The 16,847-nt window shown below is 43.7% G+C and carries 16 protein-coding genes and 1 pseudogene; 9 read left to right on the top strand and 8 right to left on the bottom strand.

Features of this window, described 5'->3' with window-relative positions; all coding sequences use genetic code 11:
• Nucleotides 1-134 precede the first annotated feature (134 nt).
• Nucleotides 135-1,025: a LysR family transcriptional regulator gene (locus EAE30_RS01210; protein ID WP_123014296.1), complete on the top strand. Its 891-nt coding sequence runs from the start codon at nt 135-137 to the stop codon at nt 1,023-1,025.
• Here the strand turns inward: EAE30_RS01210 and EAE30_RS01205 are convergent.
• Complete coding sequence (locus tag EAE30_RS01205) at nt 1,022-3,706, bottom strand: bifunctional acetate--CoA ligase family protein/GNAT family N-acetyltransferase (RefSeq protein ID WP_123014295.1); 2,685 nt, start codon at nt 3,704-3,706, stop codon at nt 1,022-1,024. The two genes, EAE30_RS01210 and EAE30_RS01205, sit on opposite strands and share 4 nt — an antisense overlap.
• 231 nt (nt 3,707-3,937) lie before the next feature.
• On the opposite strand from EAE30_RS01205, the gene EAE30_RS01200 reads away from it, so the two are divergent.
• Together EAE30_RS01200 and EAE30_RS01195 are read left to right on the top strand one after the other, a co-directional pair.
• Entirely contained in the window at nt 3,938-4,501 is a 564-nt protein-coding gene (locus EAE30_RS01200) for an SPOR domain-containing protein (RefSeq protein ID WP_123014294.1), read from the top strand.
• Nucleotides 4,502-4,656: 155 nt separating this feature from the next.
• Nucleotides 4,657-5,661, top strand: coding sequence for a D-alanine--D-alanine ligase (locus EAE30_RS01195; protein WP_123014293.1), 1,005 nt, complete (start codon nt 4,657-4,659; stop codon nt 5,659-5,661).
• On the opposite strand, the gene EAE30_RS01190 is transcribed toward EAE30_RS01195, so the two are convergent.
• Entirely contained in the window at nt 5,645-6,613 is a 969-nt protein-coding gene (locus EAE30_RS01190) for a tyrosine-type recombinase/integrase (protein WP_241967634.1), read from the bottom strand. The genes EAE30_RS01195 and EAE30_RS01190 overlap by 17 nt on opposite strands.
• Before the next feature lie 95 nt (nt 6,614-6,708).
• Here EAE30_RS01190 and EAE30_RS01185 point away from each other — a divergent pair, with 95 nt between their 5' ends.
• The 6 genes from EAE30_RS01185 (at nt 6,709) to EAE30_RS18705 (ending at nt 11,375) form a co-directional block, all read left to right on the top strand.
• Nucleotides 6,709-7,080: a DUF3319 domain-containing protein gene (locus tag EAE30_RS01185; RefSeq protein WP_123014292.1), complete on the top strand. Its 372-nt coding sequence runs from the start codon at nt 6,709-6,711 to the stop codon at nt 7,078-7,080.
• Nucleotides 7,081-7,108: 28 nt separating this feature from the next.
• On the top strand, nt 7,109-7,420 hold the full coding sequence (gene yciH, locus EAE30_RS01180) for a stress response translation initiation inhibitor YciH (protein WP_123014291.1): 312 nt from the start codon (nt 7,109-7,111) through the stop codon (nt 7,418-7,420).
• A gap of 159 nt (nt 7,421-7,579) precedes the next feature.
• Nucleotides 7,580-8,233: a DsbA family protein gene (locus tag EAE30_RS01175; RefSeq protein ID WP_164711761.1), complete on the top strand. Its 654-nt coding sequence runs from the start codon at nt 7,580-7,582 to the stop codon at nt 8,231-8,233.
• A gap of 113 nt (nt 8,234-8,346) precedes the next feature.
• Nucleotides 8,347-9,294, top strand: coding sequence for a D-2-hydroxyacid dehydrogenase family protein (locus EAE30_RS01170; protein WP_123014289.1), 948 nt, complete (start codon nt 8,347-8,349; stop codon nt 9,292-9,294).
• A 53-nt stretch (nt 9,295-9,347) separates the two neighbouring features.
• A complete protein-coding gene (gene mtgA, locus EAE30_RS01165; protein ID WP_123014965.1) occupies nt 9,348-10,028 on the top strand; it encodes a monofunctional biosynthetic peptidoglycan transglycosylase in 681 nt (226 codons plus the stop codon).
• 1,140 nt (nt 10,029-11,168) lie between these two features.
• A complete protein-coding gene (locus EAE30_RS18705) occupies nt 11,169-11,375 on the top strand; it encodes a hypothetical protein (protein ID WP_164711759.1) in 207 nt (68 codons plus the stop codon).
• A gap of 199 nt (nt 11,376-11,574) precedes the next feature.
• Here EAE30_RS18705 and EAE30_RS01155 read toward each other — a convergent pair whose 3' ends face one another.
• The 6 genes and pseudogenes from EAE30_RS01155 to EAE30_RS01130 all read right to left on the bottom strand — a co-directional run bounded on the left by EAE30_RS01155 (nt 11,575) and on the right by EAE30_RS01130 (nt 16,845).
• Nucleotides 11,575-11,733, bottom strand: a complete 159-nt coding sequence (locus EAE30_RS01155) for a YoaH family protein (protein WP_123014287.1) — start codon at nt 11,731-11,733, stop codon at nt 11,575-11,577.
• Nucleotides 11,734-11,773: 40 nt separating this feature from the next.
• Nucleotides 11,774-12,959: pseudogene (locus EAE30_RS01150) on the bottom strand (conjugal transfer protein TraF).
• Nucleotides 12,960-13,019: 60 nt separating this feature from the next.
• A complete protein-coding gene (locus tag EAE30_RS01145) occupies nt 13,020-13,925 on the bottom strand; it encodes a DUF2861 family protein (RefSeq protein WP_123014286.1) in 906 nt (301 codons plus the stop codon).
• A 3-nt stretch (nt 13,926-13,928) separates the two neighbouring features.
• Nucleotides 13,929-14,588: a response regulator transcription factor VxrB gene (gene vxrB, locus EAE30_RS01140; RefSeq protein ID WP_123014285.1), complete on the bottom strand. Its 660-nt coding sequence runs from the start codon at nt 14,586-14,588 to the stop codon at nt 13,929-13,931.
• Nucleotides 14,563-16,038, bottom strand: a complete 1,476-nt coding sequence (gene vxrA / locus EAE30_RS01135; protein ID WP_123014284.1) for a sensor histidine kinase VxrA — start codon at nt 16,036-16,038, stop codon at nt 14,563-14,565. The genes vxrB and vxrA overlap by 26 nt, the downstream gene beginning before the upstream one ends.
• Nucleotides 16,039-16,566: 528 nt before the next feature.
• Nucleotides 16,567-16,845, bottom strand: coding sequence for an HlyU family transcriptional regulator (locus EAE30_RS01130; protein WP_123014283.1), 279 nt, complete (start codon nt 16,843-16,845; stop codon nt 16,567-16,569).
• Nucleotides 16,846-16,847: the final 2 nt, after the last annotated feature.

Genomic DNA, 16,847 nt, shown 5'->3' with positions numbered 1-16,847 from the left:
TATCTTTGCTTTTGTTTATTAGCCGTGTAAATTGTTATTTTAACCAGCCATTAACCTCCAATCTCCACAATTAACGCCATGATATTGTGGGGATAAGACGCCACTTTTGCATAAATAATAAAGGAATAACCATAGTGCAGAGTCCTATTACTCTTGAAGCTTTACACATCTTGGATGCGATCGATCGACGAGGAAGTTTCGCTGCGGCAGCCAATGAATTAAATCGAGCACCCAGCTCACTCAGTTATCAGATTCAAAAACTCGAGCAAGATTTGGATATCATGATCTTCGATCGCTCTGGTCATAAAGCGAATTTTACAGAAGCAGGGCAATTAATCCTCAAACATGGGCGTTTACTGTTGTCATCCACAGAAAAACTGGTGCACGATGCGACGGTCTTGGCCAATGGGTGGGAGTTGGATATGACCATCGCATTTGACGGTATTATTCCGGTAAAGAACTTCTTTCCTTTGGTTGATGACCTCAGTGTGGTCAGTAAAACGCGTTTACGCTTACAAGAAGAAATTCTCGCAGGATGCTGGGAATCCTTATCAACGGATCGTGCGGATTTGCTGGTATGCCCAAAAATAGAAACGCTGCCACAAGACGTGAAAGCTGAACACTTGGGCAAAATGCAGATAGCGTGGTACGCGGCGAGCGAACATTACGTGCATAAGCGCTCACCGGGTCCATTTGACGATGTGACCCGCCAGAAATATCGCATTGTCGCGATTGCCGATACCGCGCGCGATCAGCCTGCAATCAGTGTGAATATTCTGGAAAAACAGCCTCGCTTAACGGTCACGAATATGAGCGTTAAATGTGAAGCTTTGGTGGCCGGTCTAGGGATTGGAACGTTACCGGTTCAAGTCGCTCAACCGTTTGTTGATAGTGGGCAGCTCACGCTTATTGAAGGCAGCGAACCGAGAGAGTTAGAACTCATCATGGCGTGGCGACGTAATAAACTGGGTGAAGCCAAATCTTGGTGTATTCAATATTTGAAAAAACACTGGTCTTTACGTTAACGCGCTTGACTGTCTTGGAGTGGCAATTCGAGTTCTGCCACTCCATCTTCAAGGTATATTTCCACGGTAAATCCGCACCGTTTGGCTAACGCGATCATGCCCTGGTTAGAGGGCATTGTCATGCCGGATATTTTGGTCGTTCCTTTATCGCGACAATAGTGAATCGCTCGTTCCAATAATTGCCTGCCCAAACCTCGTCCTTTTAAGTCTGAGCGAATTAAAATAGCAAATTCCGCATTGGTATTCTCTGGATTAATCAGCGCACGTGAAACACCAATAATGTTGCCATTTTGCACCGCGACAAACGCCATTTCTCGGTCATAATCAATCTGTGTCATGTTGGCTAATGCTTCATGATTGAATTCACCGACCTCATTAAAGAAACGTTTGTAGAGATCATCTTTCGTGACATGCCGGATAAAGTCCGCGTGAAGCGGCTCATCTTCCGGCAGAATAGGACGAAATGTGACATTGTCACCTTTATTGTCTTGCCACTCACTGATCAGCTCAGTGGGATAAGGGCGAATGGCTAAGCGACTTTGAGCATCACCTGAAAACTCACATAAGGTTAAATCCACATCGAGTAACGTAAAGTGTTCATGTACCGCGAGGAGTGGATGAATATCTAGCACCTCAATTTGCGGGCACTCAATCACCATTTGAGAGAGCCGAACTAAGAATTGCGCTAACTTCGTTTGCTCAAACTGAGCATGCCCCTTTTGTAAGCGGATTTTGTTTTGCTTAAGAGCGCGAATGATCATATAGCGAGCCAGTGTGGTATTGAGGGGCGGTAATCCAGCAACCGCATCACTGTGCGCTCGCCAGTCAGAGCCTCCTTGGCCGAGTAAAATGACTGGCCCAAAAATAGGGTCTTGAATCACCTTGACCCTCAGTTCCTCTGCGCCAGTGGTTGGCGCCATGGCTTGCACCTGCAAACCTTGCAGCAGTGCACCAGGATAGGAGACCTCGGCTCGGTCAATGATCGCTTGCGCAGCACTGGCAACTTCTTGAGCGTTACGTAAGTTGAGCATCACGCCTTGAACGTCGGATTTATGCATAATATCTGGAGAATGCAGTTTTAACGCCACAGGATATCCGATTTGATTTGCCAAGTGGACGGCTTCGCTTGCATCAATGGCGATGTAGGTGGCAAGCACGTCAAATTGATAGGCGCGCAGTAGCGGCTTAATCTGATGAGTTTCTAAATGAACGCGAGGCGCCAGTCTTAATTTATCGTGAATCCATTGATGGGCTAATTGAAGGTGACCTCGTTGTAATGTCTCTGTGGTTGTTGGTGTTTCCATTAATTGTTTTTGGTTACGCCGATACTCGACCAAATGCATGAAGGCACTGACTGCGCTTTCAGGCGTGCGATAGGTTGGAATACCGGCTTGGGTGAAGCGATTCCTTGCACTATGTACCGATTGCTCGCCAGACCAATTGGTCAAGATATTAAATTTCTTGGCGCGGGCATCGTTGTGTATAAACTCGATGATTCCTTTCGCAGTCTCATCGGCATCAGCAATGGCTGAGGGGCTTAGCATGATCAAAATCGCATCAATGTTTTGACTGTCTAACAACGCATTCAATGTGACAATGTAACGCTCAGCATTCGCATCCCCAACAATATCAATCGGATTGTTACGCGACCAACTGGCGGGAAGAACACTGTTCAAACGTTCAATGATCGGGGGCTCAAGCTCAGCGAGCTTACCGCCACGCTCAAGGAGCGTATCCAGCGCCATAATGGCCGGCCCACCGCCGTTGGTCATAATGGCTAAGCGCTCGCCTCGTAGAGGGATTGTATGAGTTAGGGTTTCAACGGCAGCAAATAATTCATGCATGGTGTACACGCGCAGCATCCCAGCACGCTGTATTGCTGAGTCATACACGATATCAAACGATTCAAGCCCTCCAGTATGTTGATGGGTGGCGCGCGTTCCTGTTAACGTGCGGCCACTTTTCACGACCAAAATACGTCGGTTGCGCGCCGCGGCACGAGCAGCGGACATAAAACGCCGCGCATCACGAATGCTATCAATGTAGAGCAGTATCGCGCTCGTGTGACGCTCGACACTGAGATAATCTAACAGCTCTGGAAAATCCACATCACTGGCATTACCCAATGAGATGAAACTCGAGAAACCAATCCCTTTGTCATTGGCCCAATCAAGGATTGTTGTACACACGGCTGCCGACTGTGAGATAAAGGCAATACTGCCTTGCTGAGTGGTGGTGGGAGAAAATGAGCCATTAAAATTCACCCAAGGCAGAATCACGCCTAAACTGTTCGGGCCTAAGATACGCATGCCCGTTAGTTTCGCGATATGCTGACAACGCGCATTAATGGTTTCTCCATGTTCGTCACGACTGTACATATCCGAAGAAATAATAATGGTAAATTTCACGCCTTTATCGGCCAATTGTTGAATCAGCTCGATATTCCGTGACGCATGCGTGCAGAGAATAGCAATATCGGGTGTGAGAGGTAGCGTCTGAATGTCAGGATAAGCAAAGACACCACATACGGAAGAATACCTTGGATTCACAGGCATGATGACCCCATTAAATCCACCACTGAGTAAATTCTTCATCACGACGTGCCCAGCTCGATGTGCACGGGTCGATGCGCCGATCACGGCCACCGATTTTGGGTTGAGTAGGGCGGTTAATCGATTCATATCATTCATTACTCATCAGAACGTAAGTGCTGTTTTGCATCACTATTATAATGAATTGTGTCTTGTTCAGTGTATGATTAGTGTTTGAATGATCACAACTGCTGTGGATTAAGTCTATATTGTGTCATAAATCACAGGAAAGCATTGTATATTAGCAACATCAACTTGATTCTCGCCGCTCCTATCGGCATGATTTGAAGATACATCTATATAAAGAGTGTTAGAGATCCCATGAAAAAGATTATCATCATCGGCTTATCAGCTTTATTGTCTGCTTGTGCCACTGAACATTACGTTACCGATGTCACCTCACAGAGCCACCGGGAAGAATTTAAAATCGCCGACGTTACTCAGCCTCTCTCATCGAACCAAGATGAATTACAAGGTGTGTCTGAGCAAGACGCCGCACCTAAAGTGAGTCAAGCTCCGTCTAAAGCCAAAGCGCCACAAAAACCGAAACGCGCAATGACCAGTATTGTGCCTCCTTCGACGAAACAGCAACAAGCTCAAACGCGTTTTGGTTACACAATTCAAGTGGTTGCTGTCGGTGCGCAGCGCAAAGTTGACCGTTTTGTTAAAGAATTACCGAAGCAAGGTCAACCGATTTGGGAAAACTACAAAGAAGTGAATGGAACTAAATGGTTCTCTGTTCTTTATGGCGATTTTGCAACACGTGGACAAGCGAAAAAAGCCGTCGATTCACTCCCACAAGAGATTCTTAAACTCAAACCCTTCGTGAAGAGTATCGATTCCATTAAGAATTCGAAATTCCCAACCATGAATAAGCTGAATTAAGCGGTCAGACAAAAGGGGCATTTATGCCCCTTAATTGTCCGCGAAATAACCGGTTAAGCTAAAATTCAGTAAACAATGCATTAAGAACACTGTAAGTTGTTGGCTAATCGACTATTATAGTTGAAAACCTCATTAGGTCAGTCACGGATTAAAGAATGGCAAAAGCAACAATTTTATTACTGTGTGGTGGCGGCTCTTCCGAGCACGACGTCTCTCTTATTTCAGCCAATTACATCGAACAGCAGTTGCAACTCAATCATCACTTTGATGTGGTTCGGGTCGAGATAACATCACAAGGTTGGTATAACGCCGCGCAAGAATTGGTTACGCTGGATATCAATTCTGCTTCGTTGGTGAGCGTCTCGCAAACTCATACCATCGATTTCGTTGTTCCTTGTATTCATGGATTTCCCGGAGAAACCGGCGACATTCAATCGATGCTCGATCTGGCTCATATTCCGTATTTAGGCTGTGGCCCCGAAGCAAGCAGTAATAGTTTTAATAAAATCACATCCAAGCTTTGGTACGATGCGATTGGCATTCCTAATACGCCTTACTTATTTTTAACCAGCAATGATGCGGATGCAGTCACACGCACGCAGCAGGCGGTTGAACAATGGGGAGCGGTGTTTGTTAAGGCGGCAAGGCAAGGTTCATCGATAGGTTGTTACAAGGTCATATCTTTAGACGGTGTGGCTGAGGCGGTTGAACACGCGTTTCAGTTTTCTGAACAAGTGCTGGTTGAAAAAGCGGTGCAGCCTCGAGAACTTGAAGTGGCCGCGTATGAATATCAAAATGAGTTATTTATTACTCAGCCCGGCGAAGTCATTGCTCCGAATAATGCCTTTTATACCTACGAAGAAAAGTATGGGGCAGATAGCCACTCTTTGACCAAAGTCGAAGTGGATGATTTGACGGACGAACAACGCGACATCATCCGTGAATCTGCGAAAAAAGCCTTTGTACATATGAAGTTAAGACATCTTTCCCGGATCGACTTTTTCCTCACGCCAGACGGTGACGTCTACCTAAATGAAGTCAATACTTTCCCAGGTATGACGCCAATTTCGATGTTCCCTAAAATGCTTGAACACAATGGCCATGTGTTTGCTGATTTCTTGGGCCAACATATTCTGGACGCGATCAATCCCAAGGTTTGAACGATAAGAACTTAAGTTTTTCTTGCTCTGCCGTATGGGTCTGCCCAAGATACTGATACGGCATTGCAGCACTGAGCCACCGACCAAACGCTTGGATTTCTCGAGGTTTATAGCCTTGTTTTGACAGCTCTTTCACCGCGCCTATTCGCGTTGATTGCCCCGAAAATTTCAGACCAGGTTGTCCCAATCGCTCACCGGCATGACGCAATACGCGATAAATGGATGAATCATCCAGTGGTGCTGATGAGATATGCCCATGGCGGTTAATACCACGAAATAGCGGGCCAGTATCAAGACCGACTTGTTGCTGCCAACGCTGAAGCGCGATTTGCCCCTGTTCAGATAATTGATAATGAGTCTCACCAAGGATAATCATCAGTCGGTTGTCTTCATAGACGCATTGCGTAATATCCAATTGCTTGAGCTCACCACGCTTCAACGCACATTCAAACATCACATGGTAAATCGCAAGATCACGAATATCTTTAATCACATCACTGCGTATTAACGTTTGATGCAGATGGTGTAAATGCGTCGCGGTAAACGTTTCCGCTTGCTTACCATCGCCATGTTTGTCGATACGCAGTTGCATTAACAATTGTCGAATGGGTTGAGTTCGAGTGGGATCACTGTATCCGGACAATTTGTGAAGCGTACTAATAGTGATGGAATAACGACGTAGTGTTGAGAACTTCCGTGAACGGGCTTCTTTCTCAAAAAATAGGCGAATCGCCGTTGTAGAGGCGGGTAACGGACTCACTTGCTTTAACTGGCAAAACTCTAGAAACAAATTCCAATCTTTTACCATGGCAATGCAGGAACGTTTTGCATACCCATTTTGGGTAATATCTTGAAAATCCTCAACTGTTAGCGGATTTCTTAAAATAACTCGATTGCGGCGTACCTGCAGCGGATCTGTGAACTCTGGGGAATTTTTTTTCAATGAAAACACCATAAACTCGAAGTTTAGACACAAAGAGACTTGCTAAGCTAAAATATACAATTATTATTTATACTAACCAAATGAAACAAGAGTAGCGAGCGCTTATGGCTGTATCAATTTATCGAGGGATTCAATTGCAATCTACTTCTGATTCCACTGAAGTTTGGCAAGCCCGAATAAAAAAGCATGTTATCACGGGCAGTCTGGCTGCAGTAAAGAAAAGTATTGATTGGTGGTGCGATACCGCATCCTTAATTGATCCCAAGGAATTCGAATCCTTACAACCGAAAAAAGACGATTCCGCACACGCTGGCGCCCAAGAAAACTTTAACGGTTATACCATCAAAAATGACACTGGCGCGGCCAATGCTTGGTACTGCTTCTTCAATGGTCGTTTGATTAAAGGCTCCAAGCTTGCCATACAAAAACATATTGAAGCATATCTTATCGCGAAAAAGCGAGCAGAAGGCAAATAAGCACAACTCAATAAAGAAGTAGAATATTATGACATTAGTGTATTCAACCGACGTTGGTCGTATTCAACCAGAACCGGAAAAGAAAGCTCGACCTCAAGGAGACGGCATTGTTCGTATTCATCGTGAAACCAAAGGTCGTAAAGGAAAAGGTGTCTCGGTGGTCAAAGGTTTGGATATGGATGATGCGCCGTTGAAACTGCTAGCCGCTGAATTGAAAAAAGTGTGTGGCTGTGGTGGTTCGGTAAAGGACGGCAGTATTGAAATTCAAGGTGACATGCGCGATAAAATTAAAACGCACTTAGAAAAAAAAGGGCATACAGTTAAATTGGCCGGTGGTTAATCGATAACTCTGCACTCAAGATAGCATTGAAGCCATACTCTCAGAGATGGCTTTTTATTTGTGTACTCCCTCAGCTTATCACCTTTATTTCGTATTCTTTAGGCCAACTTTGCGCTAATTTAAAGTGCTATAAACGTACAATTATACAATGGAATGTTCATGACAACCTTACACTATATAATGGACCCGCAATGTGGTTGGTGTTATGCCGCAGCTCCTTTAATCCAAGCATTAGCGCGAGATCCTCGCTTCACCATCACGCTTCATGGTGGTGGATTATTCTCAGGGATAAATAAAAAACCGCTCCCAGAGGGTTTTAAACAGCAGATTATCGCCATGGATAAGCGAGTCACTCAGTTGACCGGACAAGTATTCAGCGATATTTACTACGAAAAATTACTCAATGATAAGCAACGCATTCTCGATTCAGACACGCCCATTACCGCATTATTAGCTGCAGAGGTCTTGTCGATGGATGCCGTCTGTTTTTTACATCGCATGCAATATTCACAATTTGTCGAAGGACGCTCGCTTGCCGATATTCAGCACCTTACTGACTTAGCCACTGAAATGGGGATCAACTCGGCCACGTTTATTGACACCTTTCGACGCCTGTTGGGCAATGAAACTCAGCGACATATCGAAAAATCGCAGCAATGGCTGCGTTCTGTTGGTGGGCAAGGCTTTCCAACCCTTCTTATTGAGCAGGGCGATGGCCTACTCAGGGTTTTAGACCATACTCGGTTTTATGGTCAGCCTGCTCAGTGGCTGGATTACGTCAGCGCCTATTTAAACTCATCGCAAAGTATTTGAACAAACTTGACATAAAACTTAAGTCAACTCTGTAGCATGACAGACAAGCTAGTGGATTATCGCAACTGCGGTAAACGGGCGATATCAGTAAGGTGCTGCTAAGGAAAATGGGCATGAAAATCGGGATTCTGGATGATTATCAAAATGTGGTGAAGGATTTACCATGCTTTACCACATTAGTAGACCACGAGGTCACTATTTTCAATGGGAGCGACTCAGAAGACGAACTCATTAAACAATTACACGACATTGAAGCGCTGGTCTTAATCCGAGAACGTACAGCAATTGATGCTAACTTATTATCCCAATTACCTAACTTAAAGGTTATCAGTCAGACTGGCAAGATCAGTCAACATATCGATATGACGGCTTGCAACCAATACGGCATCACCGTATTAGAAGGACGTGGCTCGCCCGTCGCTCCAGCAGAATTGTGTTGGGCGCTAATGATGGCTGCAACACGAATGATTCCTTCCTATTGCCACTATCTGAGTCAAGGTCATTGGCAACAGAACAATATGCAAAGGTTAGGGCGGACACTGGATGGGTTGCAGCTAGGCATATGGGGCTATGGAAAAATCGGCAAGCGCATTGCGAACTACGCACGCGCCTTTGGTATGACCGTTGTGATTTGGGGAAGTGAGCGGTCTCGGCACATCGCTCAACAAGATGGTTACCTTATCGCGCCATCTCGAGCGCATTTTTTTAGCGAGAGCGATATCATCTCATTACATCTGCGTCTTAATGATCAAACACGTCACACTGTCACAAAATCAGATTTGCAACTGATGAAGTCTGATTCATTGTTTGTTAATACGAGCCGAGCAGAGCTGGTTGAACCTAACGCACTCTATCATGAGCTACGTCATCATCCGACCAAACAAGCCGCTATCGACGTTTTTGATATTGAGCCTGCGACCCCTGAAAACGAATTGTTGTTATCTCTCTCCAATGTGACAGCCACTCCGCATTTAGGGTACGTTGAACGCAATAGTTACGAAATGTACTTCAAGATCGCGTTTGATAATCTCTTAACTTATATCCGTACTAATCTTATTTAAAGACAGTCAACGTAATTCGAATAGGAAACGATGTGGCCAGACTGAAATCCCTCATAATAGCCCGAATAAAAAAAACCGTAATGTGGCTGATGGCCATATTACTAGGCGCTTCAATTATACTTGCGCTGATTCTAAAGTTCGTCAATCCGCCAATTTGGGGGTGGGAGATCCACCGCACGCTATTTCCTATCGCTGGCTACCCGAATCATATTGAACATCAGTGGGTACCGATGAAGAAAATTTCTCCCGCCTTACCATTGGCGGTCATGGCCTCGGAAGACCAACGTTTTCCGGAGCATTGGGGAGTAGATTTTCATGCGCTATGGAAAGTCATCAATACCAGTGGGCCTGGAGGGCCTGATCGTGGCGCGAGCACCATTACTCAGCAAACCGCTAAAAATGTGTTTTTATTTCCGAGTCATACGTATGTTCGTAAAGCCTATGAATTATACATTGCTCTCGTACTGGAACTGATTTGGGGAAAGGAACGCATTATGGAGGTGTACCTCAATGTCATTGAATTTGGACCAGGTATTTATGGCGTACAAGCCGCCGCTCAACATTACTTTGGGATTAATGCCAGTCAAGTCAGTCGCTATCAAGCCGCGCAATTAGCCGTTGTATTACCCAATCCTTATGAGATTCATCCGGTGCCCATGACCGATTATGTTCATCAGCGCGTCAACTGGGTACTTGGACAAATGAGAAACTTGGGTCCAATAAGCTTAGAGTAGCCGCACTGTGTGTTAACGAATGTTGTAAAGACTAATAATCAGTTCAGTATCTGAAAAGATAACTAACTGATTATTAGGTATTTTATGGTAAATAGTTATGTTTAATACACGGCTCATCATAACCTTACTGTGCAAACGAATGGGAGAGGATACTGAATAAGCCATGACCGTGAGTCGAGCATCACTGTCATTACAATTTAACATAACACATATAATGCGCACTAAAAGTAAATGATGAGGCCGCTGGTGAATAAAGAGATTAGCTGAATCATTGAACCCGATTTGCTCTTACTCGATACCGACTGGCAACAGATTATCGAGGCTGGCAATCTAATCACGCACTGACTCATTAAAAGCTGTTGTATAAAAAATGATATCTACTGATACTGAAACGTTGTTACTGGTCATATACCGAGAGTCTTTGCTCGAGATTATTAAGTGACAGCGTATCTTTTTTCTGCCCACCAAACGAGCCACTTATCCATCATGGAATGCCAATAATACCATGATGGATGATAGTCATTATTTAGTGACGGCTAAGAAAAACACAAAGAATGCAAAGCCAAATGAGAGCGTCGCTGCCAAGCCAAGATAGTATAAGTAAGCAGATTTTTCAGTCATGAAGATACCTCATAATAAATGTAGTCATTCATTATAAGCGCTTTAATGAGTAAAGTATATTATAAAACACCTCGTTTTTATGATATTTACCACATTACCGAGCACTATGGAACGTTCCCATTCACCATAATGAGATTTCACTACAGAGCATCTGTAGAATGAATAATATGTGCATAAATACAACAATCGAGACGTAACTGTTTAACATAGGATCCAAAATTTGATTGTGTCGCTTAAGGAAACAATGGTTTCAAGTATGACACGTTTCAAATTTATAGATGATAGATATGTATAAACAACAATGCACATACTGCTTCAATACATCATTGGCTATAATCTAATCTTGCGCCACATAAATGGAATAACTGTGGATAAGTCATCATTATGTCACTTTCTCCACTTAGTGTAGCAAATAAATCCATGTGTTGACGTTTATCTTGTTCATCATTACGTGACAGCGTCATATGCGTCACAACAATGATGGCGTTAAAGCACAAGACTGACATAGAGGGAACGATCATGACACGACGTATAAAAACGTATTTAAGTACCATAACATCCCTACTCGCCTTGGTTCTTAGCGGCTATATCTATTTTGCTTCTTCTCAGCAATGGGCTCTGAACCTGTTTGTACTATTGGGATCGGCGATCATAATTCATCGCTATTGCTGCGCGTTTATGCCGAGAATGCAACATCGTTCCGGTGTAGAACAACATGATAAATAGTGACACTGTCGCGTCTATCGCGTTGTCAGTATATCGTTGAATGGGGACATCAATTAGTTATAGTGCACTAGGATTATGCCATTCAAAGTGACTTAATTGACATCGCTCAGATTACGGCGGGAAAATAGAGGTATTCACGTTTAGAAGTGATCGTGATGCATGGCGCGAAAAATAAAGCACCATGACGGTGCTTTGGGAATTACGACTGTGCTTTGTTGATTTTCTGAGCTTCTCGAATCTCGTTAGCGACTAACTTGATCGCTTCCCCAGAACTCATACCTTGGCGCATCATTTCTTGAATTTTCTCGACGGCTTCTTGTTGTTCAGCATGAGTCATCGTTGGTAGATCTTCAAACATTGTTTACTCCTTAGTTCGGAGACCGAATATAAAGTGAAATCTAATAACTAGCAAGGAAGTTTATGTAAGCGCCCATCGAATCTTCATTTGTGTAACTCGCCGCCACGTCCAATTGAAACAAACCCAGTGGCGCCAAACCAATGCCAGCAGTATAAGTCGGCTCTCGGCCAGAATAAGCAACATTCTTTTTATACCCGATCCGTAACTGCAACTGTCGTAGCAAATCAACCTCTGCCCCTACTCTGAGCATTTGTAGATTATCGTCAAATGCATCGTATCGTCCCAATTCATTCAGATCGTAATCGACACTCAAGGTAAAGAAGTCCGCAACAATACCTGCACCGATCGTATAAAGAGGACGCATTTTATAGGAGTACTGGAGTAATGAACCATCTGAGGCGGTGACGGATTGGGTTTCAATATCGTGAGGCACTAAGTTTGCAGCCGAAAAGCCGAGCCGATAAGGACCATAAAACCAAAGTGCACCGGCATCGAGGTTTATCATGTTATCGACACCACTATTTTTTGTGATGTCTTTTAAATCAAAATTATCAGGGGTTGCTTGATAGACATAGGTATACACGCGCTGCAATTTTGGCGATATACCAAATGCCATATGCTGTCCAAATACCGTACTATAGCGAGCCATCGCCACTCCAACTTCTGCGACCGCAACAGAGACAGAGTCAATAGTGGTATTACGAGCGCGTTGTAATGTGCAGGCGTTTTTATCGCTTGGCGTACCACACTCACCGACATCCGCCGTGACGTAAGTTTCTGAATAGGCTTTACCAAAAATATTCATTGATAAATAAGGATTGGGAACCCCTATCGCAAAAGCGCCACCCAGCTCACCATTGAACTCAGAATCATCCAATTGGTTAAGCGTGGCTATCCATTTCATCAATTTGCTCTTGAGTGACAGTGTCACCAGAGGCATCCAATAAATCTGCCAGCCGGTCAATCAAATCAAGCATTTGGTCTTGGTCATCATAAGTGACACCGACACTAGGTAAGATCATTCCTGCATCGTCGTTACGCCGGTAAATGGCCGTCAATGCAGGATTATAAAAAGGAGCCGTCAGATAGGAAGCTGATACAACACCCACACCTCCCATACCATCACCACGAGCTTCAATAGAGTATGGCGTGGCAGAAAAAGTCGGTGTTGTACACAATAATGAAAGGACTAACGCACTGTATTTAAATAATGATTGTTTATTCATACCAGTTAAACCAACAGAATGTTTTCTTCTTATCGGCTTAACAGAAATGAGCTTTAGTCTTTATTTCTCTTTATTAGGGACAGTATACGTTTTACTGATCACTTGTGAATTTTCTAGAATCAGAGGTCCTTGCCAACGTTGCTGCGTCATTGATATTGCCATGACGTAATTATTCGGTGGCAGGCTATCAATCGGTAGTGAGGTTGGGTAATCAGAATCGTACGAGTGTTTCCAAATAGGTTTATAATCGTCTTTGACATAATCATAGACCGTCACGCCCAATTTGGGTAACGGGCAATATTTATTCAACAAGGCATTTTTTTCGACCTTCCAGTGATCTTTCGACGCCCAGCGCACCGACTGTCGGGCTTTCTGTTTGCCTAAAATAATCCAAGTACTCCAAGATTCCTGATCACTTGCGGTAATATCTAAGCGATATAAACCAACAGAAAGTGCATTATTCAGGTTATAACGCTGTATATAGTGATGCGCATTGTTATTACTATCTTGAGTGGCTGGCGAATAATCGTTGATATCACTGGCTTTCACTTCTTTGAAGCTGGTATCGGATGAAATGGTTTTATCAACCCACTGAGTTAGCCGAATCGCACTGATCGGTTTCCCTGTGGAGGCTTCAATAATGGCTTGGTACACATCTCGGCCAGGACTTTGAATGTTCACTCTTCTCAGAGTGACGGCATTGATCCAGCTAGGAAACTGTTTGCTATCAAGCCCTTTACCGCAATCCGCTTCCAGTGCTTGCATCAGCAAATCATTCAAATGATCGCTAATATTTTTGTTTTTATCTAACTGCCATACTTCAACCATCGAGTCGAACATACTGGTTAAATCCCCTTCCAACAGATGTTGGTGTGCTTGGGTTAACGGTGTGTTCTCTTCAAACCAATCAGCATGAGCAAAGAAAGGCACGCATAAACACGTGCCTAATAAGAGCGCTTTCTTCATTATTTACGCTTTCATTTTATATCCGACACCGCGTAGCGTCTCGATATCTAAGCCTGGCAATTTCTGACGCAGCTGCAGAACATGTGTATCGACAGTACGCGTCGTTGGGAAGTGGTTATAACCCCAAACATGATCGAGTAACTCATCACGGGTAAAAACACGACCAAGGTTGCTGGCTAAGAATAACAACAAATCAAATTCGGTACGGGTTAAGGTAATCGATTCATCATGATAGAACACCTCACGTGTTGCTTTATCGATCACCAAGTGGTTGGTAACCACTTTATTATCATCGGCACCTTCTTCATCCGGAGCACGCATTTGTGCACGAATACGCGCGAATAATTCCGCTTCTGCAAAAGGTTTAGTGAGATAGTCGGTCGCTCCAGCATCCAAACCCGCAACTTTATCTTTGACTGTCACTAGAGCGGTTAACAAAATGACAGGTATATCTTTAATTTGTTTCCAGTCAGCAAGATGTTGAACTGAGTCACCATCGGGCAACTGGCGGTCTAAAACGACCAAGTCAGCGTGTTCCCAATGCGGTTTTACTTCAGCAATGGTTTCAGCGTGTAAACAGTTATATCCCGCTTGTTCCAAACTTACCAATAGGCCGTCTGCTAAATTTTTATCGTCTTCAACGAGAAGCAATGTCTGTTTCACAAGGTATCTCCAATATAAATGTTGTCGGTGGTCCAATAAGGCTCATCGTACCGCCCATTCTTCCAACCATTGATTCTACAATAGTCAATCCAAGTCCAAGACCGCTTTTACTCACAAATGGCTTACGCAATTGCCGCCAATCTTTATGGCTAAGTGAGCCTTGATCCGTCACTTTTATCGTGACTGAGTTATCTGCGGTAGTTACATCCAACGCAACAGGAGCAACGCCATATTTCACAGCATTACGAATCAGGTTATCAACACAGGTTCCTAACCAATATACATTCAGCTTTGCTGCGATATCATTATTTATTTCCAGCGCTATCGGCTCTGAGAACTCCTCTTCTAATTTAAACTCCAACCACTCAGCAACAGATGGAACCCATTGTGTTGATAATGGTTTATTGTCCGATTGTAAATAGTCTTTGCTTGCCTCGGCGAGCTGTCTCAAACGACGAGAGTCTTCACATAGACGTCGAAACTCATCATACACACTATGCGGTAGATGCTCGAACTCACGCCTAAAGCCTTCTACTGTTAAAGATAAGCTCGCAATTGGCGTACGTAGTTCATGCGTTAATATCTGCAGGATCAACATACGACTGCGCATTTCATTCCGCTTGGAATTCCAGCGATAAATCGCCCACCCTAATACCAATAGAATATTGGCAATCACTAACACAATCATACTGATACGCAGTAAGCTGGAGTGATCTTCAATGTCCCAGCAAATATTACCGCGTTGAACAAAGCATGCCGTGTTCGCACTGGTTAGGTTATAGGTTAAGCCTGCTTTTCTTGCATTCTGACTCCACTCTCCTAAATCGAACACATAATATTTGTCACCTTTTCTCAGCCAGAGTTCCTCATGCTCACTGAACATAAGCGATCCGTCGAGTAAGGCTTGCAGCGACTGATTATTCATAGACTGTAAACGTCCTAATAATGTATTTGTCGGTGCTTTTGGTCGTTCTTCAATATGCATGTATTGCTGTAACGCAGCAAACATATTCGTATGTTTCTGCACATACCGAGCAGCATAAGTTCCACCCCCCGGATGAATAAGCCCACTTCGAGCAAACCAGCTCGGCTTTAGTTTCGTCCCTTTACACATCGCTCGTGTGAAAGAAAGGGGTTCCGTCACTAATGGATTATACGGTAATTTACCACTACACGTGTTTGCTAAACGATACAACTGCTGCAGTGCGTTCAACGGATACTTTGTCGTTTGTGGTAACATCGTGCTAGGTCGAATCAACACATCGGGAAAATCACGATGCAACGTATTCAAGTCGTAGGACACTACCGCATCATCGTAATCAAACAGCGATACGAAAAGATCAATACGTTCTGGTAGCGAATCGGCGTGCGCTAAAGCAGAGAACATGGTTCCAATGACTACAAATGCTGTCGTAATCGCGTTTTTCAATAGAAATCTTTTATAAGTCATTAATTCAAAACTTCGGCAAAGTATTAACGATGCAATAAGCCTAAATGTTATATTTATGTCAATAATGGTTATCTTTCAGAAAAGGTCTTGCTGTTATACCATATCGCGACTATACAATATTGCGTTAATGGACCAATAACATACATTTTAAATACTTTTTTGTATACACCATCAGCGTATTTTGCGTGTCTCATTCATGCTATCAATGAAAACGAATTCATACAGTTGCACATCAGACTCAGCCTCATTGAGTCGTACACTGAATCATACCAAGTCTATTCATACTACACACAAATCAACTTAACATCATGACAGATTTTCAGAGCGAAGATACTCATTAGATACCAACCGACCTAAAGCAAAAAATCACCAGTACTCATCACAATGTATTGCCAACGGGAGGCGTTTGGGAGCGGCAATCAGGTACTGGCAACAACAGAAATACCACCGCGGCACTCATCTATAAACGTAGTAAGCCGCACACTAAAAAGCGCCTAACACGGCGCTTTTTTCTATAAAATACAATGATTAGGCGAAAATATTATCACCCATCTGGTCAATGAACATTTTCGCTTTACTTAGCATCAGTTCATTGGCTTCTTGTTCACTCGCTAAGACATCAGAGCGGATAAATCGGTGCTCTTTTTCTTCACCATCAATGGATTTGGTTATGCGACCGGCAACCCGAAACTGGCGGCCTTCCTCTAACGCTTCTTGATAGATAAAGTACCCTTGATACTCAACCGGTGTCACTTCTGGTTTGACGACTGCTTTTTTTTCACCAAATAAACGCGTAAATAATCCCACAA

The organism is Vibrio zhugei, from assembly GCF_003716875.1.
GTDB classification, from domain to species: Bacteria; Pseudomonadota; Gammaproteobacteria; order Enterobacterales; family Vibrionaceae; genus Vibrio; species Vibrio zhugei.
This window is presented reverse-complemented; position numbering and strand designations above follow the sequence as displayed.